The organism is Prevotella aff. ruminicola Tc2-24 (assembly GCF_900110895.1).
Classification (GTDB): domain Bacteria; phylum Bacteroidota; class Bacteroidia; order Bacteroidales; family Bacteroidaceae; genus Prevotella.
Window position 1 is genome coordinate 294,842 of record NZ_FOIQ01000002.1, and the last position, 24,718, is coordinate 319,559.

Below are 24,718 nucleotides of genomic sequence, written 5' to 3' on the forward strand. Positions count from 1 at the left end.
TGAAAATATGAAAAAGATATATATAATAGTCATCGCGGCTCTGTTCACCGTAGGTGTCACCTCCTGCGAAGACTGTCTCGATACAAATAATTATACGGAGGCTAACACCTCAAACTACCCGGCTTCGGCAGAAGACCTGAACAAAGAGCTAGCCGCCCTTTATGGGGTGATGAACCAAATAAGTCAGACGGCCAAGGAGACGCCTTGGCTTGTCAACCACATCATGTCGGACGAGGGAAATGGCGGTGGTAGTACGGGCTCGACACAGATTCATGCCATTGGTCATCTGATGGCCAATCAGGAGGACATGTTTGATAAGCTCTGGCAAAGGGTTTATATAGGAATCGCTCGTGCCAATGCTATCATCTATGGTGTCGATGCTTTCGACTGGACAGGTCAGGAGAAAGCGCGCAATCAGATGGTGGGTGAGGCTTATTTCATGCGTGGTCTGTTCTATCTCTGGGGCGCACAGTTTTGGGGTGACATCCCGGCCTATTGGGCTGCTGCCGCTCCAGACCCTTGTCCGCAACAGGATGCAGAGACGGTGACCTATCCGCATATCCTTGCCGACTTCGTCAGTGCAGCTAATCTGATGAGTCATGGTATGACCACCATGGGCGACGGTCATGCCACGAAGGCTGCTGCCGAGGGTATGCTGGCTCGTGCTTATATGTTCTATGAAGGCTTCTATAAGAAGGCCGGTGAACTGGCTACAGCCTCACTTGCCGATGTGGTCTTCGACTTCGATCAGGAAGGTGCAGGCACATCGCTGAGCAAAGCTCAGGTTATTAGTTATGTGGAGGATGCCATCAACAATGGCGGTTATAGTCTTGTGGAAGATTTCAGATTGCTTTGGCAGTATACCAACAAATATACCATCAACGAATATGACTTTGTGAAGGATCTGGCTGAGGCCGGAAAGGTATGGGCCGGTAACGGAAACTGTGAGGAGATGTTCCAAGTGCAGTATATGAACTCTGGCGGCTGGAGCGGAAACATCCAGATGGGATTCACCAATCAGGTGTCTCTCTACTGCGGTCTGCGTAATGGTAGCGACAAGGATGGAAACTCCAACGGCTTTGAAGATACCATGCCCTTTGGACAGGGATGGGGACAGGGTATTGTCAACGCCACCCTTTGGGACGACTGGAGCGATGATGACCCACGAAAGAAGGCAACGATCCTCAACGCACCTGAAGAATGCAAGAAGTTTGTCTTTGTTACCAACTGCTCTGAGGATGCCGGCCTCTATAACAAGAAATGGATGCCGATCACTTGTTCGAAGTCGCACTGGAACGACATGAACTCTGTCTATACCTGGTGGGGCGTATACCGTACAGAGCAGACCAGCGCTGCCAACAACAATAAGAACTCTTTCCAGGGCGACCACTATGCAGACATGATCCTGCTCCGCTTGGCCGACGTGATGCTGATGCACTCAGAACTGACGGGAACTGCCGACCAGATGAACAAGGTGCGTGCCCGTGCCGGACTGCCCGCTACCACCTATTCGTGGAAAAACATCAAAGATGAGCGCCGTTGGGAGCTGGCATGTGAGGGTATTCGCTATAACGACTTGCGTCGATGGTCAGGACGAAATGGTGGTATAGACTGTGAGGCTGCCGTTGCCCTACAGCGTCAGGACGGATCGCGTGTAAACTATGCTGGTCACTGGACGGTGATGCGTCATGGACAAGGTGTGGGCGGCAGTAGCTGGGCTCAGCGTTACGCCGATACAGACGGCTTCGTCATGATACCGCCCTCGCAGATATCTATCGTCAACGATGAGGCTGTGCTGAAGCAGAACCCTGGTTGGGGGGCAGGTGCAGCAGGCTCGAATATGACGGGAACACCTGTCTATGATTAAGATAGCTGATGGTTTAATTAGTTATAAATTGTATTGAAGTTTATGATGGCAGCGTAAAAGGCTGCTCTCATCTGAATCAGATTAGAATCAGATGAATCCACCCGGACTTGTGAAAGCCCGGGTGGAATGTTTTTATGGCAAAAAGAGTGGCCGGGCTGTTAGGGCTCGACCACTTTGGGATGATTACAGGTCAGACTCTTTGACCCAGATGCTGTAGCCTCGTGCAGGAGCAGAGAGTTCTACACGACCGTCGGCCTCAACGGTAACCTTCTGTGAAGTGTTCAGGACATTGACCAGACGCTTGCCAGACCAGTTGCTGAAGCCAGAGGCATTCACTGTTACCCACATGGCCTTAGTACTGCTATCGTGGTTGTTGAGCACGATGATGGCACCATCTTTGGTACCATTACCCTGACGACGGGCAATATAGAGGTTCTGACAGTTGCTAGAGGGATAGGGGTTACCAGTCTCGCTGAGCACAGTGATGATACCACCCAGATACTTCTTACGGATCTCGATGAGTTTCTTAAGCTTGTTCTTCAGTGAAGAAGGAGCAGTGGTAGTATAGTTAGAGTGATCGGCATCAACCTGTGTCACACCGAAGAAGTGAGGATAGAACAGACAGGGACGTCCCTCGTGGGTAAGGATGTAGGCATAACCCAGCTGGTGATCCTTGGTCACCCATTTGTCGTGCTCTTTTCCTGTGTCGTGGTTGTCGAGGAAGGTCACTACAGAGGTACCAGGGAGACCATTACCACTATTGTTGCGTACCATACCTGCGTGGTTCAGCCATGACATGTTGAAGGAGTTTCCATTACCATTACACATCTCGGTGAGGGTGCTCTTCAACGGGAAGTCGAAGCCGTTGACCTGTGCACCGTAGGAGGCCACAGTGTTCACCCAGTTCTTGATGCGATAATCGGCACCCCAGTACTCACCGACGATGAAGGGCTGAGCGCCATCGACATGAGGAAGACCGTTCACCCAGTTGGCTACGAACGACTCCTGGAAGCCGCGGACGAAATCAAGACGGAAACCGTCGAAATGGATCTTGTTGACCAGCCACTTACCCCAGTTGTTCAGACGGGTCTGGACAGTGCTGTTAAAGGTGTTGTAGTCGTTACCGAAGAACTTGGTGTTGGTGATGATCTCGTCTGATCCGTAGTCACCAAGCCAGTCATTGGCATCGGCCGGGTGGAAATGACTGTAGTTCCAAGAGTAGTTAGGCTCACCGCTGCCGGTATGGTTGACATAGGTGATGTGTGTGTTGGTACGTGCCTGAAGAGTGGTATTGGCAAGGTTGTTACCATTATACCATACAGCCACGGGATAGTAACCGAGCATGCTACCGGCATCTACCCAGTTGCTGCCATCTTCGCGCTTGGCAGAGAGACGGATCTCGATGTCGTGCTTAGACGATACATGGATCTTATACTCGTCGATATCCGAACGGTTCTCCATATGTCCACGGATGACGCGACCTGAGCCGGGGAAGTTGTTGAAACTGCCATTACCGTTGTTGGGTTCATACTCCCAGCTATAATTAGAGGAGATATTGCTGTTGTCCCAACGAATCATGAGGTCGTAGCCACGCTGAGTGGAGGATTCGTTCCAAGGCAGTCCGTAGCCCTTGATCTGAATGTAATAATCGCCTGTTGCTGCATTGGGGATGACCCAACGGATCTCGTTAGCGGGATAAGGCTTGTTCTGCTCACCATGAGCCTCACCGAATACATAGGCTTTGACGGCGGGGTTCACTTCCTCGTTCTCGTCGGAAGAATAAACGTGGTTGAGCACAACATCGGAGTATACACTGATCTTCGGCGACTGATGCATGGTGCTGATCATCGACTCCAACTCAGCACGGCTACCGAAACGTGTCTCGGTAGTACCTTTCTGATTGTAGTTTCCGAGGTCGTAGTGGTCGTAGATGCCATAACCGTTATCCACGATACCCCAGTTACCCTTCGAGGGTACAGGTGTCCAGATGGCGGTGATGCCACTCGACTTCATCTCAGAAGCTTTAGAGCGAAGCGTATTCCACCAAGAGCCATTCTTGTTGGTCTCGTCAACAGGTACATTCCAATAGAATGCCTGCATCATAACATCGTTGAGAGGCTGGAGACTGCTGGCGGCGCGCGTCATCGTCTCGTCGGTCTGTGGTTGTGCTGGCAGTACGGGCTCCAGCGTGTCAGAGCAACTCAGCATCAGCATAGAGCTGAGCAACATTCCTGTGGCAACAAGTGCATTGCCAGTTCTCTTGCATAATAACTTTTTCATCATTGTAGTTTTTAGTTAGTTAAAATGTAGCAATATCATTTTGCGGCAGCAAATGTAGCAAAGATTTAAATAGTGTGTTATCGAAAAATGTGATTATCTGTAGTTTATGATGTGCAATCGATTGAATAAAAATACAGTATTTTTTTATCCTTCCCCCGAGAAAAGACCTTGTTATTCATATATAATTATTATAATAAGAATATAAATTAAATAGATCACAGGGATAAATGTCCCCGTGATCTATATTCTAATAATACTATAACTGTTTCGTGCTATTTGTCGATATAATCAGCGAGTTCCAAAACCAGTTGTGAATTCATCTTTTCACTTCTGGAGGTGCCATTACATTCAACACAATCAAGCTGGATGATATTCGAGCCAAGATTTCCGGGATTGGAGCATATATAGATGAACTTGCATGTCAACTTTAGCGACTTATTGCATATATTCAACTTAACAATAGACTCACCATGACCCTCTGACTTGTCTGCATTGAAAACCATCCCGCTTGTGGTTGGCAGTTCTGCATTGAACGACAGATAATTTCGAGATTCTCCACGATCTTCAATACTTTTTATTTCAAAAGGGATAATCTTTTTTGAAGACTCCCCAAGAATGGAAATCGTATTCGTAACATTTCCCGACGCGAGGAGATCGTTCCCCTCGGCATCAGTATATGAAATCAACACACCATTATGTATTGCAGAAGCACGGAAGGGACTGTATGAATCATCCTTATGACACGATGTCAGACACAGCACTATGGCTATTATACTAATGATATTTTTACTACCAAACATAAGTACTTAGATTGATATACATCTTAGGATCGTATTTGAACCTTACATCGGGATTTCCTTCGATTGAAGACCATACATTGTCTGTAGCTAGGTACCAACCATTGCCACCATCTGGTCCCCAACCCCAGTTCATATACAGTCTGTCGTCATATTCTGTCCATGATTTAACTTTAATACCAAGGAACTTCTTTGTTACAGTATACGACTGCTCATAATAACCATCGCAGAACCAGATATGACCACCATATCCGTCGTAACTGATGGCGCCGAGAAGTACACCTCTGTAGAAGGTAGCCTCATTGCCGAAATAATTGATACCAGTGAAACTCAGGTTATTGTATACGGTCTCGAAATCATAGCTAGCGAGACGAGCATTCTTATACCCCAACTTCTTAAGGCCAGTCAGGATGTCCTCAGGCATAGCACCGCTTCCTGCGTCCTTCTTTTTTCCCCAGTCGTAGTTAGGAATACTATCGGCAATCTGTCTAAGTTTTCTAGCTGTCTCAGTAACTGTGGTAACATTTTTCAGGTCTCTCATATCGGTGTAATTAAAACTCGGATATGTCGGCGTAACGTTACCAAGCATTCTCTGGGAGGTGTCATACATCAGCATTCCTATAGAGATGGCAGGACATCCGATACAAGCGCGGTTGGGTGCGCACATATTGTAGCCGCCCTCCTGACACCAATAGTCCAGATCTTTTCCTGTATATGGGTAGATAGACTTTTTACCAGAGCTGCTCTTACGTCCTCGTGTCTGAGCCTGTGGCTCGTTGTCATTAACCGTAATTTCATATTCATAACCACTGCGTCCCAGATCTTTCCAGTTATCGAAATAGTCTGTTTCTGTGGAAGTCCCATTATGAATATTGTTCTTCACTCTATTCTTCATTGCCGATATGAACATGGCCATCGGACTCTCGTCAGAGATGTCAGAGAACTGGAGATTACCCTGGTTTGAATGTCCAAGAATAGGGAATGAGCTGTTGTCGCCCGCAATAAGAACATATCCTTCATCATTCATATAGTTAACGGCATACAGAAGTGTGTCACCATCTTCAATGTAGAAATCCACATCAGATACAACTTTTGCGATAGGGTCGACAGATCTTGTAAGTGATTCCGGGCTGTCATTCTTTTCCATCCCAGGATTAAACATAGAAGCATAAGAAAGTGCCTGTCGCAAACTTAGTTTAGAATTTTCAAAGGTCACCTCATCTGCAAGGTTTTCGTTTTGTACCATGTCTGTTTGATCCTCTGAACAGGAATACAACAAGAACAGACTTGCCACTAAATAAAAAAATCTTTTCATAATTTTGTAATTGAGAAAAATACCTACTCATATAGCTTTTCGGTTTCCGCTCCTTTTTCACAGTATGGTCTGTTAATAATACTACGTTTTGTTTACTTTGCTGGCAAATGTACGTCTATTAGTTGATTACCACAAAATTTTGAGTTGACAAAGAGTTGACAAATGGTATAAATATGACATTATGATACAAATAACAAAGAAGATGATAAAAAATTATGTGTTTCTCAGGGTAAGACAATTATGAGACACTAGGAATTAGGAAATCAGAAGTCACATGAAAGATGCCTTGTTGATGACAAAACATCCTTCATGTGACTTCTGATGGAGAGATTCGTCACTTTTTGCCGAGTTCGAAGCGGAAAGGCTTGTCGAAGTGACGACGGGAATAGTAGGTGACAGACGGATTCTTCAGATCCATGACCATGGTCCAGAGGGTGCCCCAGAAACCTTCTCTGCTGGCTTGTGATACCGAAAGGATGGCATCAGTGAGTCCCTCTTGCGTCATAACTCCACCATTCTGGTTGAACCGTTCACAGAGCTGGTCGTAACGAAGGTCGTTCTCTTTCAGCCCGACATTATGCTTAGCCTCACAGAGATAGTGGTTGGTCACGGCCGGTGTCTCGGTGACAATCATCTGATCGTCTACATATTCCACCACGACGCTCTTACCTGAAGCATCGGCGATGGCATAGTGCTGTGCAGCACCGATGTCGGAATTCATGTCTATGCCACGAAGCAGGTCGAGAGCTTCGTCGACGTTGGCGGCGTTCTTAAGCATATAACGGACTGCGGCCGAGTTGGTGAGATCGGGCTTGCTGGTGTGCTGGTGTGTCTCCACATCGTCGCCGGCCATCAGCACTGCGACGGCAAGACCTTTCTCGTTGATACCGTCCAGAGCGAAAAACAGTCCTGTCAATGCCATATACTGGTTGGCGAAGCCTTCTGGCAACCAGTTCTCTCCGAACCCATAATATTCGACATTGAAGGTGGTGATCGATTCGTAGCCGTTGTCGGGGATGGTATGCAGGATCATGGCAGTGCCCGACATATAGTCGAAGTTACGCCCCATCAGGAAGCCACCCTCGGGTGTGCGGGCTGTCAGTGTAGAACAGCCGTAAGGGGTCTTCGACGGGTTGGGCGTTGGCGGTGTGTAGTAGCCTTTCGACAGGAACTCCATGGCATAGCCTGAAAGCACCTGAGCGCTCTCGCCGCCGCCTCTTCTCATCAGCTCGTCGAAGCCGTCATCGCCTCTATATTCCATGTAGTAGAGGCCCTCGTCCAGTTTCTCAACGGATTGTGCTCCCTTGACCAGCGGACCGAACGTGTTCCAGGCTCCTACGCCAACTATCACCACTAACACGAGGATGACCAACAGGATGATCTTTATTGCTTTTTTCATTGCTTGATTCTGTGAATGGTTATTGATAAAGTAATCTTGTTACAACGGATGCTTATTGGCCCATGGCTTTCTGCATACCGTCCATGAATTTCTGCTGAAGGTCCTTGGCTACCTGGTTGTCGGGATTCAGCTTCAGGGCCTTGTCATAGTTCTCGAGCACGTCTCTGTAGTAACGGGCGGCGTTCTGGGCCGGATCCTGTACGATACGTACCATATAGAGGAATCCTTTGAGTGTGCAGAGGTCAGAGGCATCGTTGTTGGGCATCTGTCCAATCTTCCCGATGCTCTGCTCCACGTCGGCAAGCAGACTCTCTGTCTGTCCTGCGTGAGGGAACTGTACGGCATAGTACAGTGACTGGAGCGCGGCCTGATATTTCGGTTGGATGCTGTCTGGGAACATCGCATCGATGCGTTTGAGCTCTGCGATACAGGTCAGCGCCTTCTCGGGCGTGTAGTCCTGGAGCTTGGAGAGTGACTGGCCGATCAGCGCAGCCATCGGGAGTTGCTGTTGCTGCTGCTGGGCATTGACGTTACTGACTGCCATGAAGAGGCATGCGATCATGATGACGATCGACTTAGAAATTTGAGATGTCATAAGCTTTATTGTTTTTTAGTGATACAAATATTCCGATATAGAAGAAACGGTCGCGAGAGGCTGTAGATGGACTGCCCATCGAGTCGTAGCCAAACACATTGGTGCGACCAAGGATGTTATTCAGCGAGGTGTAGACGATGACCTTCGGACTGACCAGGAACGTCACATTAGCATCTACGCTGTTGTAGTAAGGGGTCTTACCCGTGGGGAACTCTCTGCTGCTGGCATACGACTCCGCCAGTCCGAGGATGACCTTTCCGAGTGAGTACTTAGCCGACATGCGCAGATTGTGGCGTGAGGCATAATCGGGGGTGCAGGGTCTGGTATAGTCCAGGTAGAAACGCTCAGAGTCGTTGAAAGAGTAGGAAAGTGTTGTCGTGAGATTCTTGATGAGTGAGCGGTTCTCAAGATACACATCCAGACCCTTGCTTGTGCCATAGCCGTCCGACACGTAGGTGTTACCGTTGTGCAGGGGCAGACCTTTGTATTTCTTGTAGTAAGGCTCTACCTTTAGCAGCGTATTTGCCGTCTGATACTGCATGCTGATGATGCAGTGGTTGGCAGTACTCTGGTTGAGCTGTTTGTTGCTGATGGCGATATAGTCGTCCTGGGCCGTCTGACTGTATTGTCCGAACATGGCCGACAGTTGGAAGTGCTTGTTGGGCACATAGCTCAGAGTGGCGCGCGGCATCAGCTGAATCTTGTCGAGATAGCTCACATGCTCTGCCCTTGCCGAGAGATTCAGGAACAGGCGGGGAACGACACGTACCTGTGCATCGACATGAGCTGCCAGCAGGTTGTAGTCCAGGTTGTACTCACTGGTATCGTAGCGCTTGGAACTGTTCCGGATATAATCCTCGACGCCTGCCGACATCTTCAGGATAGGCGAGAACACCTTTCTGAGCTCTGCTTTCAGATGGACTTCGTTGCGACGGTTGTGGTAGTGGTCGCCGGCTGCCCGTGCATCGTCGATGTCGCTGAACACCGTTGAGTTGGCTATGCCGGTAAACAGGCTGAAGCCCTGTCCGATCTGGGTCTTATAGGTGGCATTGGCATAGAAGTTATGCTCCTTGAGTGAGAGCGACCTCTCTTCGATGTGCTGTCCGACTGAGGTCAGGTCGTAGCCCACATACGATTTCAGGATGCTGCTCTGTGAGAACTCTTTCTTATACTGTGCCTCGCCCGACAGTTTACGGTAGGGACGTGTGAAGTCCATCCGCTGTGAGAACAGACGGTCGTAAAGTCCCATGCTGGTGTAGTCAACGTTGAATCCCAGACTGCTGTTCTGGAACGATTTCGTACCACCGATGTTCCAGTCTACCAACGAGGCGCTGACACCCATCTTGTCACTGGTGGCCATGTCGGTGGTCTCCATCGGCAGGACTGACGAGAGGGCCTGACCGTATTCACCGTCGTATCCGCCCAGTGAGAAGTTGATGCCCTTGAAGAGGAAGGGAGAGAAGCGCCCGCGCACCGCACTGTTCTGTACGTTCGTAGAGTAAGGTACGAGCACGTGCATGCCGTTGACGAATGTCTGGCATTCTTCACTCTCACCGCCTCTGACGTAGAGTTTGCCGTCTTCGCCGACCTTCTGCGTACCAGGGAGGGTCTGCAGGGCAGCCACCACGTCACCACATGAGTTGCCTGACATCACCACGTCGAGGGCATCCATCGTCTTGATGTTGTCGCCCTTGCCGAAGTGGAAGGTGCTGGCGGTGACCACGACCTCGCTGATCGAGGTGGCCTGCTCCTTCATGGTGATAGTCAGGTGTTGCATCTGATGAACATCTTTAGTATAGACATAATCTTCAAAACCGATATACGAGACTCTCAGCGTTGTCTCTCCAGTCTGAGAGGTCTTGAAAGAGAACCGTCCGAGCGAATCGGTCAGACAACCGTCGATCGTACCATAAATATATACGTTAGCACCAGCGAGAGGCTCGCGGCCGTCTGTCACCTGTCCGGTGACGGTTTGCTGTGCTGTCATATCCAGAGCAGCGAGCAGCATGATGAGTAATGCGATTAACTGTTTCATGCTGCAAATATAGAGTGGATTTTTGATCCCTCCAAATTCCTGTGACAGACAGCTAAGATCTGTTCCGCATGACTAAGCGAGAAGGTGAAATGCTAGATTTTGGGACGACTGACTAAGCAATAAACGACTTCAACTTAGGCACGTAAGTGCGTGATACAGGCACCTGATTACGACAGTTGCCGAGCATCAGCTGATAGCCGTTGGAATTGCCTTTGGCCGACGAGATATTGTTCATGTTGACGATAAACGAGCGGTGGCACTGGAAGATATTCCCATAGCTCAGATCCTCCAGAATAGAGCCTAATGTACAGCGTAGCTCCGTACTCGTCACCTGACCTTCTGACAGGTAGTATATCACCACGTTGTTCTTCTGTGCCTCGGCATAGAGGAAGTCGTTGATGCCGATTGTCAGATCCTTGCCGCGCACTGCCGTGTCGTGAATGGTCACCTGGATATCGGCCTGTTCCTCGGTGTTCTTGTTAAGCATCGAGGCCAGTTCGTTGCGTAGATGACGGGAGTAGCTCACACTGACAGAGATGACGGTGATGACCAATCCGACAATCAGTGTCCAGTAAAACGACAACAGACAGAATTCCAGGTTGATTGGATAGTGGAACACAAAGAAGAAGACGAGGAGGTTGCAGAGATAGATACACAAGATCATGACCAGTGTCGAACAGACCTCATGCCAGATACGCCATGGTGAGATACGTTTCTGCAAAGGCACGAAGACCAAGCCGAAGATATAACAGCATGCGAAGGTGACGATGCCGAACAATAGCGATACCAACAGCTTGTTCCCATGATACATACTGAACCCGAAGGGCTGTAGCAGGTAGAGGATCAGGAACACGATGGTACAATATACAGCACTGTCTCTCAGCCACAGTCTGTTCTGTGGATAGGGGTATTTGCGCGTTAGTATAGAAAAGATCTTCATGAATAGGTATAGTTGAATTTGACGCAAAGGTATATATTCTTCCTCACATAAACAAAGATTTTCAACTTTTTCCTTTTGCTTTTCTCTCGATTTCCGTATCTTTGCGATCGAAATCGCGAAGATACTTGCACTCGGCATAAAAAATAAGTGAACTTATTTTGTTCTGCTCTCGTTTTTTCGTACCTTTGCCGCCAAATAGTTAAATAAGGTACACATGATACAGTCAATGACAGGCTACGGCAAGGCTGTCGTAACCTATAAAGAGAAAAAGATCCATGTAGAGGTCAAGTCGCTCAACTCGAAGCAGCTCGACCTGAACACCCGTATCGCACCCCTCTACCGTGAGAAGGAGATGGAGATGCGACAGATGGTGGCCGAGGCCCTCATCCGGGGAAAGGTTGATATGAACGTGTGGATAGAGAAAGAGCTGGCCGTCGACCCCACACCCATCAATGCCGCATTGGTAGAGAACTACTATCAGCAGATCAAGGGCATCTCGGAGAAGACGGGCATCCCCATGCCTGAGGACTGGTTCTATACCCTGCTCCGTATGCCCGACGTGCTGACGAAGACTGATACGGAGGTGCTCGACGAGGAGGAGTGGAAGGCTCTGCGCGGTGCTGTGGCTGAGGCTCTGAAGAACCTCACCGATTTCCGTACCCAGGAGGGCGCCGCCCTGCAGAAGAAGTTCACTGAGAAGATTGACAATATCGCCCGTCTGCTGGCCGATATCGAGCCGTATGAGCAGAGCCGTGTTGAGAAGATCAAGGCACGTATCGTGGAAGGTCTGCAGACGATCCCCGGAGTGGACTACGACCGTAACCGTCTCGAGCAGGAGCTGATCTATTATATCGAGAAGCTCGACATCAGTGAGGAGAAACAGCGCCTGACGAACCACCTGCAGTATTTCCGTGACACGATGAACGAGCCTGCCGGCCAGGGCAAGAAGCTCGGCTTCATCGCCCAGGAGATGGGTCGTGAGATCAACACCACCGGCTCGAAGAGCAACCAGGCCGAGATGCAGAACATCGTCGTCAAGATGAAAGACGAGCTCGAACAGATTAAAGAACAAGTGCTCAATGCCTTGTAAAGCATAGATATATGAGAGGCAAATTAATCATCTTCTCTGCCCCCAGTGGGACGGGAAAGTCAACCATCATCTCATGGTTGATGAAGGAGCATCCGGAACTGAATATGGCGTTCTCTATCTCCTGTACCTCGCGGGCACCGAGAGGAACGGAACAGAATGGTGTGGAGTATTTCTTCCTGACACCCGAGGAGTTCCGTCAGCGGATCGACAACGATGAGTTCCTGGAGTACGAGGAGGTGTACCAGGATCGTTTCTATGGTACACTGAAGGCACAGGTAGAGCGCCAACTTGAAGCTGGCCAGAACGTGGTGTTCGACGTCGACGTGAAGGGTGGCGTAAACATCAAGGAGCATTATGGCAACGAGGCACTGAGCATCTTCATCCAGCCCCCATCGGTGGCGGAGCTCCGTCGCAGACTGGAGGGTAGGGGAACGGATGCGCCTGAGGTGATCGACCAGCGTATCGCTCGTGCGGAATTTGAGCTGACCTTCGCAGAGAAGTTCGACCGTATCGTCGTCAACGATGTGCTGGAACAAGCCAAGGCTGATGCCCTGATGGTGATAGAGGAATTCTTGAACCTCTCCTAACGTTCTCACAGGGGAGGGATGCCCTTCGGGTGTTACATGGCATAGAGAAACAAGAAATGAATAAGAATAATCCTCCAAAGAACCTCAACAAATTCTCCTCTCCTTCGGAGGAGCGGGGGAAGGGTATCTCTTCGGAGGCGCAGAAGACGGTCACAGGGCTCTTCGGGGGTTCGTTTAACCCGATACACAATGGGCACCTCGCACTGGCGAGGCTTCTCAGGGAAAAGGCGCAGCTCGACGAGGTGTGGCTGATGGTGTCGCCGCAGAACCCTCTGAAACAACAGAGCGACTTGCTCGGCGACGAGGAACGGTTGACGATGGCCAGGGCGGCGGTGAAGAATGAGTCGGGTATTGTGGCTTGTGACTATGAGATGCATCTGCCGCGGCCGTCATATACCTGGAACACGCTGCAGGCTCTGAGCAGCGACTATCCCGATCGGGAGTTCGTGCTGATGATCGGAGGCGACAACTGGGCCTCTTTCGACCAGTGGTATCGTCATGAGGATATCCTGAAGAGCTACCGAGTGGTGGTCTATCCGCGACGTGAGACCATGGAAGCTGCTTTGTCCGGCATCGACGGCCGACAGGTGAGCCTTGTCGAGGCGGAACTGATCGATATCTCGAGCACGGATATCCGTCGACGGATCCGTGAGGGGCGGAGCATCCGACAACTGGTGCCGCGTGCCGTAGCAGACATCATCAAGAGAAACGGTTATTATGCTTAGACGACTGAATATATTCAAGTGGATAGGATATCTCTTCGCCCCGATCGAACAGAACGGTGCGTTCTTTGTTTTTATGTTCGTACTCGGTTGGCTGTGTACACAGGTGGAGATTCCTCTACATGTGAACGGCGCCGAGCCTTACGAACTCTCGGCCCTGGAGCTTTTCTTTGATCTTTATATCGTCTGTGTCGTTCTGACGCTGATCCCACGGAAGGTCCGTATCTGGGTCAAGGCACTGCTCTATATCCTGTTCTATGGTGTGGCGATAGCAGACATGTACTGTTATGTGCGCTTTGAGTCAACGCTGACGCCGACGATGCTGATGCTTGTCGGCGAGACTAACAGTCAGGAGGCTGGCGAGTTCCTGGCCGGCTATCTCAGTTGGGATGTCCTCACGTCAAAGGTGGGCTATATCCTGTTGATCCTCCTGGCGCATATTCTGTGGACGTTGCTGCGCCGAGGCCTCTGTCGCCTGAGGAAACGACTGATACTACCAGTACTGAACCCGGGAGTGACAAACTTCCTGAGCACCGCCCTACGCTGTGCCCTTGGCATCGGGGTCGCAGTGCTGATGTATCATGCCTATGATGAGTGCTGGACCAACAAGGAGGCCATCCACCGACTGATGACGAAGAAGACCATCGGTGAGGTGGAGCACCAGCTGACGCTGAAGCCGAAGGCAGAGCTCTATCTGCCCATCTACCGTCTGGTGTTCAGTCTCTATGCGAACAGTCTTGCCTCTCACCAGTTGGAGACACTGGTCTCTGTGAAAGACAAGGTGGTGGTCGACAGCTGTTCCTTCCGTGTGCCGAACATCATACTGGTGATCGGCGAGAGCTATAACAAACACCACTCACAGCTCTATGGCTATAAGATGCCGACGACCCCCCGTCAGCTTGCGCTGGCGAAGGAAGGCTCGCTGATACCGTTTACCGATGTGGTGGCCCCGTGGAACCTCACGAGCTACGTGTTCAAGCAGATCATGTCGCTCTATACCGTGGGCGACCCAGGCGACTGGTGCGACTACCCACTCTTCCCAGAGGTGTTCCGTCAGGCAGGCTATCATGTCACGTTCATCACCAACCAGTTCCTGCCTGAGGCCGACGAGGCGGTCTACGACTTCAGTGGAGGCTTCTTCCTGAACCACCCCGAACTGAGCAAGGCACAGTTTGACACCCGTAACACGAAACTCTTCCGCTTCGACGAAGGCGTACTCGACGAGTACGAGCGACTGAAGAAGGAGAACACGGAGCATAATCTGGTGATCCTGCATCTGATGGGATCGCACCTGATGTATAAGTCGCGCTATCCGCAGGCCACGCGGAAGCACCTGCGGGCAGCGATGTACGACCGTCCCGACCTGAGTAACAAACAGAAGCTGATACTGGCCGACTATGATAACTCCGTGCTCTACAACGACTCTGTCGTGGCGGAGGTCACGCGGAAGTTCGCCGACAAGGATGCGTTGGTGATCTATATGCCCGACCATGCCGAGGAGATCTTCAACGGACGCCCGTATATATATGGGCGGATGCATGCGGCAGCCATCGACTACCGACTGGCACGTGAGGAGTTTGAGATCCCGTTCTGGATCTGGGGCTCCCCGAAGTATATAGAGAACCATCCCTATGGCTGGCAGGCCATCAAGGATGCGAAGGACAGACCGCTGATGACTGACCGTCTGGCTCATCTGCTACTCTATCTCGGCGGCATCTCCTGTAAGTACTATCACGACTCTTGCAACGTGATCAGTCCTGACTATGATACCCGTAGGCCCCGTATCCTGAAAGGGGTGACCGACTATGACCAACTGAAAAAGAAGTAACAATGGTGAATGAGGATTTTCTGACACGGAAAGAGTGTACGGCGATGAAGGGGATAGCCATCCTGGGCATCATGCTGCACAACTACTGTCATTGGCTGACAGGCATCGTTCGTGAGAACGAGTATAACTGGCAGATGTGGAAGTCGGACCGCCTGTGGACGGTCCTCTGTAACACCGACGACCTGTTGCCGATGCACCTGATCTCTTTCTTCGGCCACTATGGTGTGCCCGTGTTCCTCTTCCTGAGTGGCTATGGTCTGGTGATGAAATACGAGAACAGTCGTAACCTCAAGAAGAGACAGACCCAACCTGTTGGCATCTGGCGTTTTATCAGGTATAACTACCTGAAGCTCTTCCGCATCCTGATCGTCGGCTTTGTGTTGTTCACGCTCTTCGATGCCTTTACCCCTGGCATCCATCGCTATAAGCTGAGTGAGGCGGTTGCCATCTTGGGCATGTATGCCAACTTCTTCGAACATCCGTCAGAGGTGGTGTGGCCTGGTCCCTACTGGTATTTCAGTGTGACCATGCAACTCTACATCTTCTACCGCCTGGTGATGTACCGCACACACTGGGTGTTTGTGGTGTTACTGATCTTCGTATGCTGGATGTGGCAGGAGTTCTTCCTCGACGATAATGTGCTGCTCGAGCGTCTGCGTTACAACTTTGTCGGCGGGATGCTGCCCTTCGGCGTGGGTGTGCTGGTGGGGCACTGGTCGATGTCGTCGGCTCTCCATTGGAGCCTGACAGACAAGCAGCAGCTCTGGCTGAAGATCCTGACGCTGGTCGTCTCTATAGGTCTGACGCTGTTGATGAGCTTCTATGCACAGGCCTGGCTCTGGATACCAGTCTTCATCATTACAGGAACCATCGCATTGGTGAAGCTTATCCCGAAGCAGGTCTTCCCCTATGTAGTCTGGTTGGGTACGATCTCCGCCGCCATCTTCGTGACGCACCCGTTGGTGCGTAAGATCTTCGTGCGTCCTTATATTCGTGATGATATGTATGCCGGCCTGCTCCTCTATGTCGCAGCGACCATCCTGCTGTCGTGGTATGTGAAGAAGCTGATCAACGAGATTGCCTGTCCGAGGCTTTAGTCAGATGCCCATAACCAACGTCTATGCTTTCGACTTCGACGGTACGCTGACCACTCACGACACGTTGCTGGCGTTTATCCGTTATGCAAAGGGTACCAAAGCCTTTGTGGGGGGATTCCTCCGTCATGCCCATCTGCTGGTGCTGATGAAGCTACACCTCTATCCGAACTGGAAGGCGAAGCAGCGTATCTTCTCTTACTATTTCCGAGGGATGACTGAGGAGACCTTTAATGCGCTCTGTCGCTCGTTCGCGGCCGACAGTCGTCATCTGCTCCGTCTGAAAGGGGTAGAGACCATGCGACAGGCAGCCGCCGAGGGTGCCGAGATCGTTGTCATCAGCGCGTCTATCGACAACTGGGTACGGCCGTTCTTCGAAGGCGACGACCGTCTGCCGCCAGTGACAGTGGTAGGTACGCAGATCGAGATACAAGACGGTCGACTCACGGGCCGCTTCCTCACCCGCAACTGCTACGGACAGGAGAAAGTGGAACGACTTCTGGCCCTATACCCTCACCGTGAGACCTATCACCTGACGGCTTATGGCGACAGCCGTGGCGACCGCGAGTTGCTTGCCTTTGCCGATCAAGGGTTTCTCAGATCTTTTTAGTTGATGAAAAGCTTCATAAAAGCAGTTGGCTGTTAACCAAACAGCTAACAGCCAACTGTCAGATTATTCCGCCTCAAGGTAGAGCACGCGACTCGACCAGTCGCTACGCATCGATGCCCATTTGGGGTTGTTGCTGCGGGGCATCTCCAGACCGTTGTTCATCAGGTATTCGCCACTGAACACCTTCCCCTCGATATCCATCGGGAAGCGGTCGATACGGTTCAGCTCATGCACCTTATACATCTTCTTGGCATCAAGACCAGCCATCTTCACACGAGGCAGGTGCTCGTTCTGGAACGACTCCGTCTTCCACCAGAAGAACACGCTCTTGGTCTTCTCCTCGTTTACATACATCAGTGAGGCGATACCCTTCTTGTCGTAGGGAGAGACCAGACGGAAGATGTCGCCCAGCTGAACGATAGGTCTTACCTCTTTATATTCTTTGATGGCCTCGCGACAGATCTCCTTCTCCACGTCCGTCATGTTCTTCGGCTGGATCTCCATGCCGAGGCGACCGCTCATGGCCACGTCGATACGGTATTTGATCGAGGTGGTGCGCTGCACGGTGTGGTTGGGCGTAGCAGAGATATGCGCCGCCATCGCGATGGCAGGGAAGAAATAGCTGGTGCCCCACTGCATGTAGATGCGCTGGAGGGCATCCGTATTATCGCTCACCCAGAACTCGTCGAAGTAGGGCAGCACGCCCCAGTTGGCCCGTCCGCCACCAGAGGCACAAGCCTGGATGGTGAGGTCGGGATATTTGGCGCGGATGCGCTGGCAGGTCTTTTGGAAGCCACGGTGGTACTCGATATAGAGATGACTCTGGTCGTTCATGGTCAGGTATTGTGAGCCATGGTTCATGACAGACATGTTCGCATCCCATTTGATATAGTCGATCTCAGGATATTTGGTCATCAGGTTGTCGACGATCGAGAACACGTAGTCCTGCACCTTGGGGTTGCTCATGTCGAGCACCACCTGTGTGCCGCCGCGCCCCTGTACGGGCTCGCGCTTCGGGGCCTTGATGATCCAGTCGGGATGAGCCTCGTAGAGTTCGGAGACGGTGTTGGCCATCTCTGGCTCGATCCAGATGCCGAACTTGATACCGTGCTTCTTGGCGTCGCGCAGCAGACCCTCGATACCCTCAGGCAGTTTGTTCCTGTCGACCACCCAGTCGCCGAGCGAGGAGTTGTCAGTCTTGCGGGGGTACTTGTCGCCGAACCAGCCGTCGTCCATCACGAAGAGCTCACCCCCCATCGAGGCGATGTCGCCCATCATCTGGTCCATGCCCTGCTGGTTGATGTCGAAGTAGACACCCTCCCATGAGTTCAGCAGCACCTTGCGCTCCTTGTTGCCATGGGCGAGCATATATTCGCGCCCCCACTTGTGGAAGTTACGTGATACGCCCGAGAGTCCTGCCTTGGAGAAGCTCAGGGCGATCTTCGGGGTGACGAACGTCTCGCCTTTCCTCAGGTGGTACTCCGAGTTGTCGGGGTTGATGCCAGCGAAGAAATAGTGGTAGTCGCTGTCATCAGTCTCCACCTTCAGCAGATAGTTGCCCGAGTAGCAGATGGCGGCACCGATCACGTCGCCGCTGTTCTCCTGTCCCTTGCCGTCGAGTGAGAACATCACCTCTCCGCGACTCGTATGAGCGTTGCGCACGCCGTCCTTGTTCTTGATGATCTTCTCGCCTGGTGTCAGCGGCTCCTCACAGAGGATACCCTCGTTGCCCCACGAGCCGTAGAAAGAGCTGATCCACACGTTACCGCGGCGGATGGGCAGACAGCAGGAGGCAAACTGCGTCAGGGTGACAGGCTTAGCCTCTCCGTTCCTGATCTCCGTCCAGGTCTCGATCATATCCACATCCTGATACCCCTTGTAGCAAAGGTCGACGGTGACGGGATAGACGGTATCCTTCAGGTGGATACGGGTCACACCGTCCTGTTGCTCAACCCCTGTGGCCACCAGTTCCGTAGCCAGACTGCCGTCGGCATGCCGCATGGCCAGGGCGGCCTCTGCAGGACAGTCCATGCCGTAGGCGGGATAGGCATCCATCCTGCCGCCTCTCGGCGCCTGCAGATGTGCCAGGTCGTAGTCGCTGAGCTTAGCGCCGAAATAGACATACTGTGGCTGTTTCCCTTCGTCCACGTTCAGAACCATCGTCATGTTCTTGGTCTGGACCGTTACCTGTTTCGCCTCTGCCATCTGCGACGAGAGCATCAGGAGGGCGAGGAATAGCGTTTTTTTCATAAGAATGCTTTAGTTATTGATGCGTTTAATCGCGTACAAAGATACGAAGAAATCGACAAACAGGGGAAAAAACAGACCTGTTTCTTTTGTTTTCTGCGTGTTTCTTTGTACTTTTGCGACAAAGTACAGAGAAAAGAACAGATAGTACTATATGAACTTATTAGATATCATCTTGTTGGCCGTTGCTCTGGCGATGGACTGTTTCGCTGTCTCCATCGTGAGTGGTGTCATTGTCCGTGCGCGGACGGCGGCACACGACGACCGTCATGCGTCGTGCCCGATACTCCACACACGGTTGCGCATGGCCTTCCTTTTCGGCTTCTTCCAGGCCCTGATGCCCCTGATAGGGTGGTTGGGCATCAGCTGGTTCAGTCGACAGTTAGAGGCCTACGACCACTGGATCGCCTTTGTGCTGCTGGCCTTCATCGGCGGCAACATGATCCGCGAGGCCTTCTCGCCCGAGGAGGAGCAGCATTTCAACCCCCACCGCCTCCGCACCCAGCTGTTGCTGGCCGTGGCCACGAGCATCGACGCCCTGGCTGTCGGCGTCTCGTTTGCGTGTATGGGCTATCGTCATCTCTCGCAGCTCATGGTTCCGCTGCCGATCATCGCCGTAGTGTCCTTCCTGTTCAGCCTCCTCGGCACCCGTCTGGGCCTTCGTTTCGGTGGACCGCTGGCCCGTCGTCTGAAGCCTGGCATCCTCGGCGGCATCATCCTGATTCTGATAGGTGTGAAGATCCTGGTGTCCCATCTGTGGGGTGTCGGATGAGGCTCGGCCGACAAGAAGTTGGGCGTTATGTCGTACTTTTTTCCTTTTTCGTATAGAGAGTATTGGAAATAATTCGTATATTTGCAGATGCTATGTGTAAGAGTGAGAGATTTTTTTTGATACTACTGGTGCTGTTTGTCGCATGGATGTGTCTGGGCATTTTCCCCCTTCAGTGCTATGAGACCGATGGTAATGAGATTATTCTGGGATGTGATGTGATGTATCGTAACGGCTGGTCGTTGCCGCCCGTCTATTCCTATGAATACCGCATGCAGCCGCTGATCACGATCCTCATTGTCGCCCTGAAGCACCTGTTGCCATTCCTCACCTGCGAGCAGATATACTGCGTCCTGACGGTCGTGTCGTCCTTCGTGTTCCTGGCAGGCTGTATCACCTTCGCCCGCCAGATCACACAAGCCAGTAAGACGCGCATTCTGATAGCCGCCATCCTGTTGCCCGAGATGTATGCCATCGCGATGTACCCCAACACCGCCATCCCCTCGGTAGCCTGTTTCCTGTGGGCGCTCATCCTCATGAGTCGCCAGCGCTATGCACTGTCGGGGGTGCTCATGTGCCTCGCCATCCTGTTCCGCCTGGATATCGTGATCGTGTTCCCCGCCATCCTGCCGTTGCTGATCTACCAGGGAAAGACGTTGCGACAGACCATCCAGACCTCAGCCGTCTATGCGGTCATCGTCGTGGCGGCGGCCCTGTTCTTCTTCTGGCTGCTGCGCGCCGACGCCCTGAACACCTACGGCAGCTACCAGCAGTGGAACCATATCATTACGCCGATCGAGCGTATCCTCGCCATCTTCGGCTTCTATTCCCTGACCTATCTCATCCTGCTCCCCATCGGCCTCTGTGTGATCATCGCCCAGCGGCGGTGGAAAGAGCTGTTCCTCGTGCTGCTGCCCATCCTCCTGCTCCATGGCATCTATGCCTCCTTCGGCAACGCGTCGAAGCATTTCCTGTATAATGCACCCTTTGTCATCATCGCAGGCGTGCGCGCCCTGTCGTGGCTGGAGCAGACGCTGCGCCGCCGCCCTGTCCTCAAGTGGACGGCCCTGGTGCTGGCCCTGCTCCTGATGACCGTCTCCCTGCGGAAGCGCAGTGTGGACATGCCGTGGCTACAGTCCTGTCCGTTGCAGCAGGCCGGCATGGTGCTGCCCCTGTATACCACACAGACAGCCCGTGCCGAGGTCACGCTGGGCCTCGGAGCCGGCTATCAGCTCCTGACGAACGATGAGGCGATGCTGGCCTCAGGCCATCTGTTCTATACATGGTATATCCACCAGTTCAAGAGCGCCCTCGGCACGTGGCGCGCGCAGCAGAAGGCCGTGCTCGACAGTGTCGGCACGTCCGACATCCTCACCTTCGAGTGGGGCACCTCGGCCCCCGTCGCCTTCGACCAGATGACAGACGAGAGTCGTTTCTGTGTGGTGCCCTCCATGCCCCAAGACTACCGTTTCACGATCTCAGACTCGCAGCGCGACCTGCATTTCTGGCGGGTCATCCTGTATGAGGGCGTGAGAGACAAGCAACAGATAGAATCCTATATCGACAGCCTTTCTTCGAAGATGGTGGCAGGCGACAAGTATGTGGTGGCCGCCACGCCCACGGCGCATATCCTTGACGAGATCGCGCAGACGGGCAAGCTCACGAAGAAGGCCGACCGACTGTATCAGTTAAACGAATAAGCGAAGAAGTTATGCAGACAGAGAACACCCCTCCCAGACTGGTTATCGTCGTACCGTGCTATAATGAGGAAGCCGTACTGACGGAGACCAACAAACGCCTGACAGGACTGTTGGGCGAGTTGACCGCCAAGTCGAAGATCGCGTCCAGCAGTTTTGTGGCCTATGTCGACGACGGCTCCAAGGACGCTACGTGGCCGCTGATATGTCAGCTCCAGCAGGAGGGCAGTCAGGTGCGGGGTGTGAAGCTGGCCCACAATGCCGGCCACCAGAATGCGCTGATGGCAGGCATGGAGTCGTTCAAGACCGAGGCCGACGCCATCGTCACCATCGATGCCGACCTGCAGGATGATGTCAACGCCATCGCCGCGATGGTCGACAGTTACCTCGAGGGTGCCGACATCGTGTATGGTGTGCGTAAGGAGCGTCAGACCGATACGGTGTTCAAGCGCACGACGGCCCTGGCGTTCTATAAGCTGATGGCCGCCATGGGCACCGATACCGTCTACAACCATGCCGACTACCGTCTGATGAGCCGTCGCGCCGTAGAGGCGTTGTGCGAGTATCCCGAGCGCAACCTGTTCCTCCGTGGACTGGTGCCGCTGCTGGGCTTCACGACGAAGAGCGTCTATTACGACCGTGCCGAGCGCTTTGCCGGCGAGAGCAAGTATCCGTTCGGAAAGATGCTGGCTTTCGCCCTCGATGGCATCACCTCGTTCAGCATCAAGCCCATCACCGTCATCTTCGTCGTCGGCCTGTGCTGCTTCGTCGTCGGCCTGGTGGTGCTGGCGTGGGGCATCTACTCCTATATCAGAGGGTCGGTGGTGCCAGGCTGGACCTCTCTGTTGGTATCCCTGTGGTTGATTGGCGGTGTGGTTATCATGTCGCTGGGTTGCATCGGCGAGTACGTCGGTAAGATCTATGTCGAGGTGAAGCACCGTCCGCGTTATCACATCGAGAAGATCGTATGAATGACGGTGGCACGATAGAGCTCAGACACCTCAGCATCGGCTATCAGACGAGGCACGGTGTGAGAACGGTGGCTGCCGGCATCGACGGCGCCATCAGGAGCGGCGAGCTCACCTGTCTGCTCGGTGCCAACGGCGTGGGCAAGTCCACGCTCTTACGCACCCTCTCCGCCTTTCTGCCGAAGACAGGCGGCGAGGTGTATGTCGAAGGGCGCGAGCTCTCCACCTTTACCGACAAGGAGCTGAGCCGTCGCATCGGGGTGGTGCTCACCGAGAAGCCCGACGTCAGGAACATGACGGTGCGCGAGCTCGTCAGCCTGGGGCGCTCCCCCTATACCGGGTTCTGGGGCACCTACTCCAAGTCCGATCTCCGCGTCGTCGACGAGGCCATCGCCCTGGTGGGCATCGGCGATCTGAGCCGTCGTATGGTCCATACGCTGAGCGACGGCGAGCGACAGAAGGTGATGATCGCCAAGGCCCTGGCACAGCAGACCCCCGTCATCTACCTCGACGAGCCCACCGCCTTCCTCGACTACCCCAGCAAGGTCGAGGTGCTGCAGCTGCTCCGCCGCATCAGTCGTCAGGCCGGGAAGACCGTCTTCCTCTCCACCCACGATGTGGAGCTGGCCCTGCAGCTGGCCGACACCATCTGGCTGATGTCGCGTGCCGACGGGGTCGTCATCGGCAGCCCCCAGGCCCTGGCCCAAGAGGGCGTCCTCGGCCGCTTTATCGAGCGCGAGGGCATTGTCTTCGACCGCGACACGCTGACCATCCGGATTATCCGCAACGACGATACTATACCCGATAAATAAGAAGAAGACCTATGCTTTACGGACATGGTGATGATGCTTTTCGCTATGGCGACAAGGTGAAGATGAATTTCAGTACGAAGGTCTACCAAGGCGCCGACCTCTCCGACCTGAAGACCCACCTGATGCGGCACTTCGAGGTGGTGGGCCACTACCCCGAGCCCGAGCCGCGCGAGCTCGAACGACTGCTGGCCGCCCAGTTGGGTGTGCCCGAGAGCACCTTGATGGTGACCAATGGCGCCACCGAGGCCATCTATCTGGTGGCGCAGCTCTACAAAGGCTGGGCCTCCGTGATCCCACAGCCCACCTTCAACGAGTACGAGGATGCCTGTAAGGCCTTCGACCATCTCATCTCCTACGAGATGACCGACGAGCTCGATGTGCTGCCCGAGAAGCGTCTCTACTGGCTCTGCAACCCCAACAACCCCACGGGCAACGTGCTGCTGAAGAGCCTGCTCAACCACATCATCCGTCAGAACCCCCGTTATGTCTATGTCCTCGACCAGTCGTACGCCGACTACACCCTGAGTCCGATGCTCGAGCCCGTCGAGATGACCGACTGCTATAACCTGCTGCTCATCCGTTCCCTGTCGAAGAAATACTGCATCCCGGGTCTGCGCCTGGGTTATATCTTCAGCTCGCCGATCATCATCGACCGTCTGCGCCAGATCCGTCAGCCCTGGACGGTGAACGCCCTGGCGATCGAGGCCGGCAAGTACCTGGTCGAGAACGACCCGACGATGATCCCCGACCTGAGAGCCTACCTCGCCGAGGCCCAGCGCCTGCGCGAGCGCCTGTCGGCCATCAGCGGTGTGATGGTCATGAACACCCACACCCATTTCATGCTGGTGAACATCGACTTCGGCAATACGCAGCATCTGAAGAAATGGCTCGTCGACAACCATGGCATCCTCATCCGCGACGCCTCCAACTTCCGTGGCCTCGACAACCACTGCTTCAGTGTGACGGCCCAGACCCCCGAGGAAGACGACGCCCTGGTCGAGGCCATCCAAAAATATAAGGCCCTCTGCTGACAGAGAGCCCTACACGATATCCTCTTTTCGTTTTT

At 52.9% G+C, this 24,718-nt stretch carries 18 protein-coding genes and 1 pseudogene; 12 read left to right on the forward strand and 7 right to left on the reverse strand.

All coding sequences use genetic code 11. The features are described 5' to 3' along the window. Nucleotides 1-7: 7 nt before the first annotated feature. Nucleotides 8-1,867: a RagB/SusD family nutrient uptake outer membrane protein gene (locus tag BMY63_RS05530; RefSeq protein ID WP_091900248.1), complete on the forward strand. Its 1,860-nt coding sequence runs from the start codon at nt 8-10 to the stop codon at nt 1,865-1,867. Nucleotides 1,868-2,050: 183 nt separating this feature from the next. On the opposite strand, the gene BMY63_RS05535 is transcribed toward BMY63_RS05530, so the two are convergent. From BMY63_RS05535 to BMY63_RS05565, 6 genes are all read right to left on the reverse strand, one after another. Next, nucleotides 2,051-4,147, reverse strand: a complete 2,097-nt coding sequence (locus BMY63_RS05535; protein ID WP_218141885.1) for an alpha-amylase domain-containing protein — start codon at nt 4,145-4,147, stop codon at nt 2,051-2,053. Between the two features lie 789 nt (nt 4,148-4,936). Continuing rightward, the gene (locus tag BMY63_RS05545; RefSeq protein ID WP_091915257.1) at nt 4,937-6,259 is read right to left on the reverse strand and encodes a Spi family protease inhibitor; all 1,323 of its coding nucleotides are present in this window, start codon (nt 6,257-6,259) and stop codon (nt 4,937-4,939) included. 334 nt (nt 6,260-6,593) lie between these two features. Continuing rightward, nucleotides 6,594-7,658, reverse strand: a complete 1,065-nt coding sequence (locus BMY63_RS05550; protein ID WP_091915259.1) for a C45 family autoproteolytic acyltransferase/hydrolase — start codon at nt 7,656-7,658, stop codon at nt 6,594-6,596. 52 nt (nt 7,659-7,710) lie between these two features. Beyond that, nucleotides 7,711-8,253, reverse strand: a complete 543-nt coding sequence (locus BMY63_RS05555) for a hypothetical protein (RefSeq protein ID WP_091900244.1) — start codon at nt 8,251-8,253, stop codon at nt 7,711-7,713. Next, nucleotides 8,234-10,288: a TonB-dependent receptor gene (locus BMY63_RS05560; RefSeq protein ID WP_091915261.1), complete on the reverse strand. Its 2,055-nt coding sequence runs from the start codon at nt 10,286-10,288 to the stop codon at nt 8,234-8,236. Before BMY63_RS05560 ends, BMY63_RS05555 begins: the two co-directional genes overlap by 20 nt. A gap of 112 nt (nt 10,289-10,400) precedes the next feature. Further along, complete coding sequence (locus BMY63_RS05565) at nt 10,401-11,228, reverse strand: LytTR family DNA-binding domain-containing protein (protein ID WP_256218950.1); 828 nt, start codon at nt 11,226-11,228, stop codon at nt 10,401-10,403. 214 nt (nt 11,229-11,442) lie between these two features. Here BMY63_RS05565 and BMY63_RS05570 point away from each other — a divergent pair, with 214 nt between their 5' ends. The 6 genes from BMY63_RS05570 to BMY63_RS05595 are packed head-to-tail and all read left to right on the forward strand — an operon-like array spanning nt 11,443 to nt 17,159. Beyond that, nucleotides 11,443-12,318, forward strand: coding sequence for a YicC/YloC family endoribonuclease (locus BMY63_RS05570; RefSeq protein WP_091900242.1), 876 nt, complete (start codon nt 11,443-11,445; stop codon nt 12,316-12,318). 11 nt (nt 12,319-12,329) lie between these two features. Next, entirely contained in the window at nt 12,330-12,905 is a 576-nt protein-coding gene (gene gmk, locus BMY63_RS05575) for a guanylate kinase (protein WP_091900241.1), read from the forward strand. Between the two features lie 56 nt (nt 12,906-12,961). Continuing rightward, a complete protein-coding gene (gene nadD / locus BMY63_RS05580; protein ID WP_091915263.1) occupies nt 12,962-13,630 on the forward strand; it encodes a nicotinate (nicotinamide) nucleotide adenylyltransferase in 669 nt (222 codons plus the stop codon). Continuing rightward, nucleotides 13,623-15,455, forward strand: coding sequence for a phosphoethanolamine transferase (locus tag BMY63_RS05585; RefSeq protein WP_091915265.1), 1,833 nt, complete (start codon nt 13,623-13,625; stop codon nt 15,453-15,455). Before nadD ends, BMY63_RS05585 begins: the two co-directional genes overlap by 8 nt. 2 nt (nt 15,456-15,457) lie before the next feature. After that, nucleotides 15,458-16,552, forward strand: coding sequence for an acyltransferase family protein (locus tag BMY63_RS05590; protein WP_091915267.1), 1,095 nt, complete (start codon nt 15,458-15,460; stop codon nt 16,550-16,552). Nucleotides 16,553-16,556: 4 nt separating this feature from the next. Further along, nucleotides 16,557-17,159: an HAD-IB family hydrolase gene (locus tag BMY63_RS05595; protein WP_091915270.1), complete on the forward strand. Its 603-nt coding sequence runs from the start codon at nt 16,557-16,559 to the stop codon at nt 17,157-17,159. A gap of 63 nt (nt 17,160-17,222) precedes the next feature. Here the strand turns inward: BMY63_RS05595 and BMY63_RS05600 are convergent, their stop codons facing one another. Then, complete coding sequence (locus BMY63_RS05600; protein WP_091915273.1) at nt 17,223-19,409, reverse strand: alpha-galactosidase; 2,187 nt, start codon at nt 19,407-19,409, stop codon at nt 17,223-17,225. Nucleotides 19,410-19,560: 151 nt separating this feature from the next. Between BMY63_RS05600 and BMY63_RS05605 the strand changes: the two genes are divergently transcribed. The 5 genes and pseudogenes from BMY63_RS05605 (at nt 19,561) to BMY63_RS05625 (ending at nt 24,683) form a co-directional block, all read left to right on the forward strand. Continuing rightward, nucleotides 19,561-20,178 (forward strand): manganese efflux pump MntP, encoded by a 618-nt coding sequence (locus BMY63_RS05605; protein ID WP_091915275.1) that lies wholly within the window; start codon nt 19,561-19,563, stop codon nt 20,176-20,178. Between the two features lie 116 nt (nt 20,179-20,294). Then, nucleotides 20,295-21,875, forward strand: coding sequence for a hypothetical protein (locus BMY63_RS05610; RefSeq protein WP_143065727.1), 1,581 nt, complete (start codon nt 20,295-20,297; stop codon nt 21,873-21,875). Between the two features lie 11 nt (nt 21,876-21,886). Next, nucleotides 21,887-22,843: a glycosyltransferase family 2 protein gene (locus BMY63_RS05615; RefSeq protein ID WP_091915279.1), complete on the forward strand. Its 957-nt coding sequence runs from the start codon at nt 21,887-21,889 to the stop codon at nt 22,841-22,843. Next, nucleotides 22,840-23,619 (forward strand): annotated as a pseudogene (locus BMY63_RS05620) (ABC transporter ATP-binding protein); the annotation flags it as partial. The gene BMY63_RS05615 and the pseudogene BMY63_RS05620, both read left to right, overlap by 4 nt. A gap of 44 nt (nt 23,620-23,663) precedes the next feature. Beyond that, a complete protein-coding gene (locus BMY63_RS05625; RefSeq protein WP_091900231.1) occupies nt 23,664-24,683 on the forward strand; it encodes an aminotransferase class I/II-fold pyridoxal phosphate-dependent enzyme in 1,020 nt (339 codons plus the stop codon). Nucleotides 24,684-24,718 lie beyond the last annotated feature (35 nt).

Coding starts and splice junctions, on each gene's coding strand:
- BMY63_RS05550 (WP_091915259.1), bottom strand. CDS start 7,658: ATGAAAAAAGCAATAAAGATCATCCTGTTGGTCATCCTCGTGTTAGTG.
- gmk (WP_091900241.1), top strand. CDS start 12,330: ATGAGAGGCAAATTAATCATCTTCTCTGCCCCCAGTGGGACGGGAAAG.
- BMY63_RS05595 (WP_091915270.1), top strand. CDS start 16,557: ATGCCCATAACCAACGTCTATGCTTTCGACTTCGACGGTACGCTGACC.
- BMY63_RS05605 (WP_091915275.1), top strand. CDS start 19,561: ATGAACTTATTAGATATCATCTTGTTGGCCGTTGCTCTGGCGATGGAC.
- BMY63_RS05565 (WP_256218950.1), bottom strand. CDS start 11,228: ATGAAGATCTTTTCTATACTAACGCGCAAATACCCCTATCCACAGAAC.
- BMY63_RS05625 (WP_091900231.1), top strand. CDS start 23,664: ATGCTTTACGGACATGGTGATGATGCTTTTCGCTATGGCGACAAGGTG.
- BMY63_RS05585 (WP_091915265.1), top strand. CDS start 13,623: ATGCTTAGACGACTGAATATATTCAAGTGGATAGGATATCTCTTCGCC.
- BMY63_RS05560 (WP_091915261.1), bottom strand. CDS start 10,288: ATGAAACAGTTAATCGCATTACTCATCATGCTGCTCGCTGCTCTGGAT.
- BMY63_RS05570 (WP_091900242.1), top strand. CDS start 11,443: ATGATACAGTCAATGACAGGCTACGGCAAGGCTGTCGTAACCTATAAA.
- BMY63_RS05555 (WP_091900244.1), bottom strand. CDS start 8,253: ATGACATCTCAAATTTCTAAGTCGATCGTCATCATGATCGCATGCCTC.
- BMY63_RS05590 (WP_091915267.1), top strand. CDS start 15,458: ATGGTGAATGAGGATTTTCTGACACGGAAAGAGTGTACGGCGATGAAG.
- BMY63_RS05545 (WP_091915257.1), bottom strand. CDS start 6,259: ATGAAAAGATTTTTTTATTTAGTGGCAAGTCTGTTCTTGTTGTATTCC.
- nadD (WP_091915263.1), top strand. CDS start 12,962: ATGAATAAGAATAATCCTCCAAAGAACCTCAACAAATTCTCCTCTCCT.
- BMY63_RS05600 (WP_091915273.1), bottom strand. CDS start 19,409: ATGAAAAAAACGCTATTCCTCGCCCTCCTGATGCTCTCGTCGCAGATG.
- BMY63_RS05535 (WP_218141885.1), bottom strand. CDS start 4,147: ATGAAAAAGTTATTATGCAAGAGAACTGGCAATGCACTTGTTGCCACA.
- BMY63_RS05530 (WP_091900248.1), top strand. CDS start 8: ATGAAAAAGATATATATAATAGTCATCGCGGCTCTGTTCACCGTAGGT.
- BMY63_RS05615 (WP_091915279.1), top strand. CDS start 21,887: ATGCAGACAGAGAACACCCCTCCCAGACTGGTTATCGTCGTACCGTGC.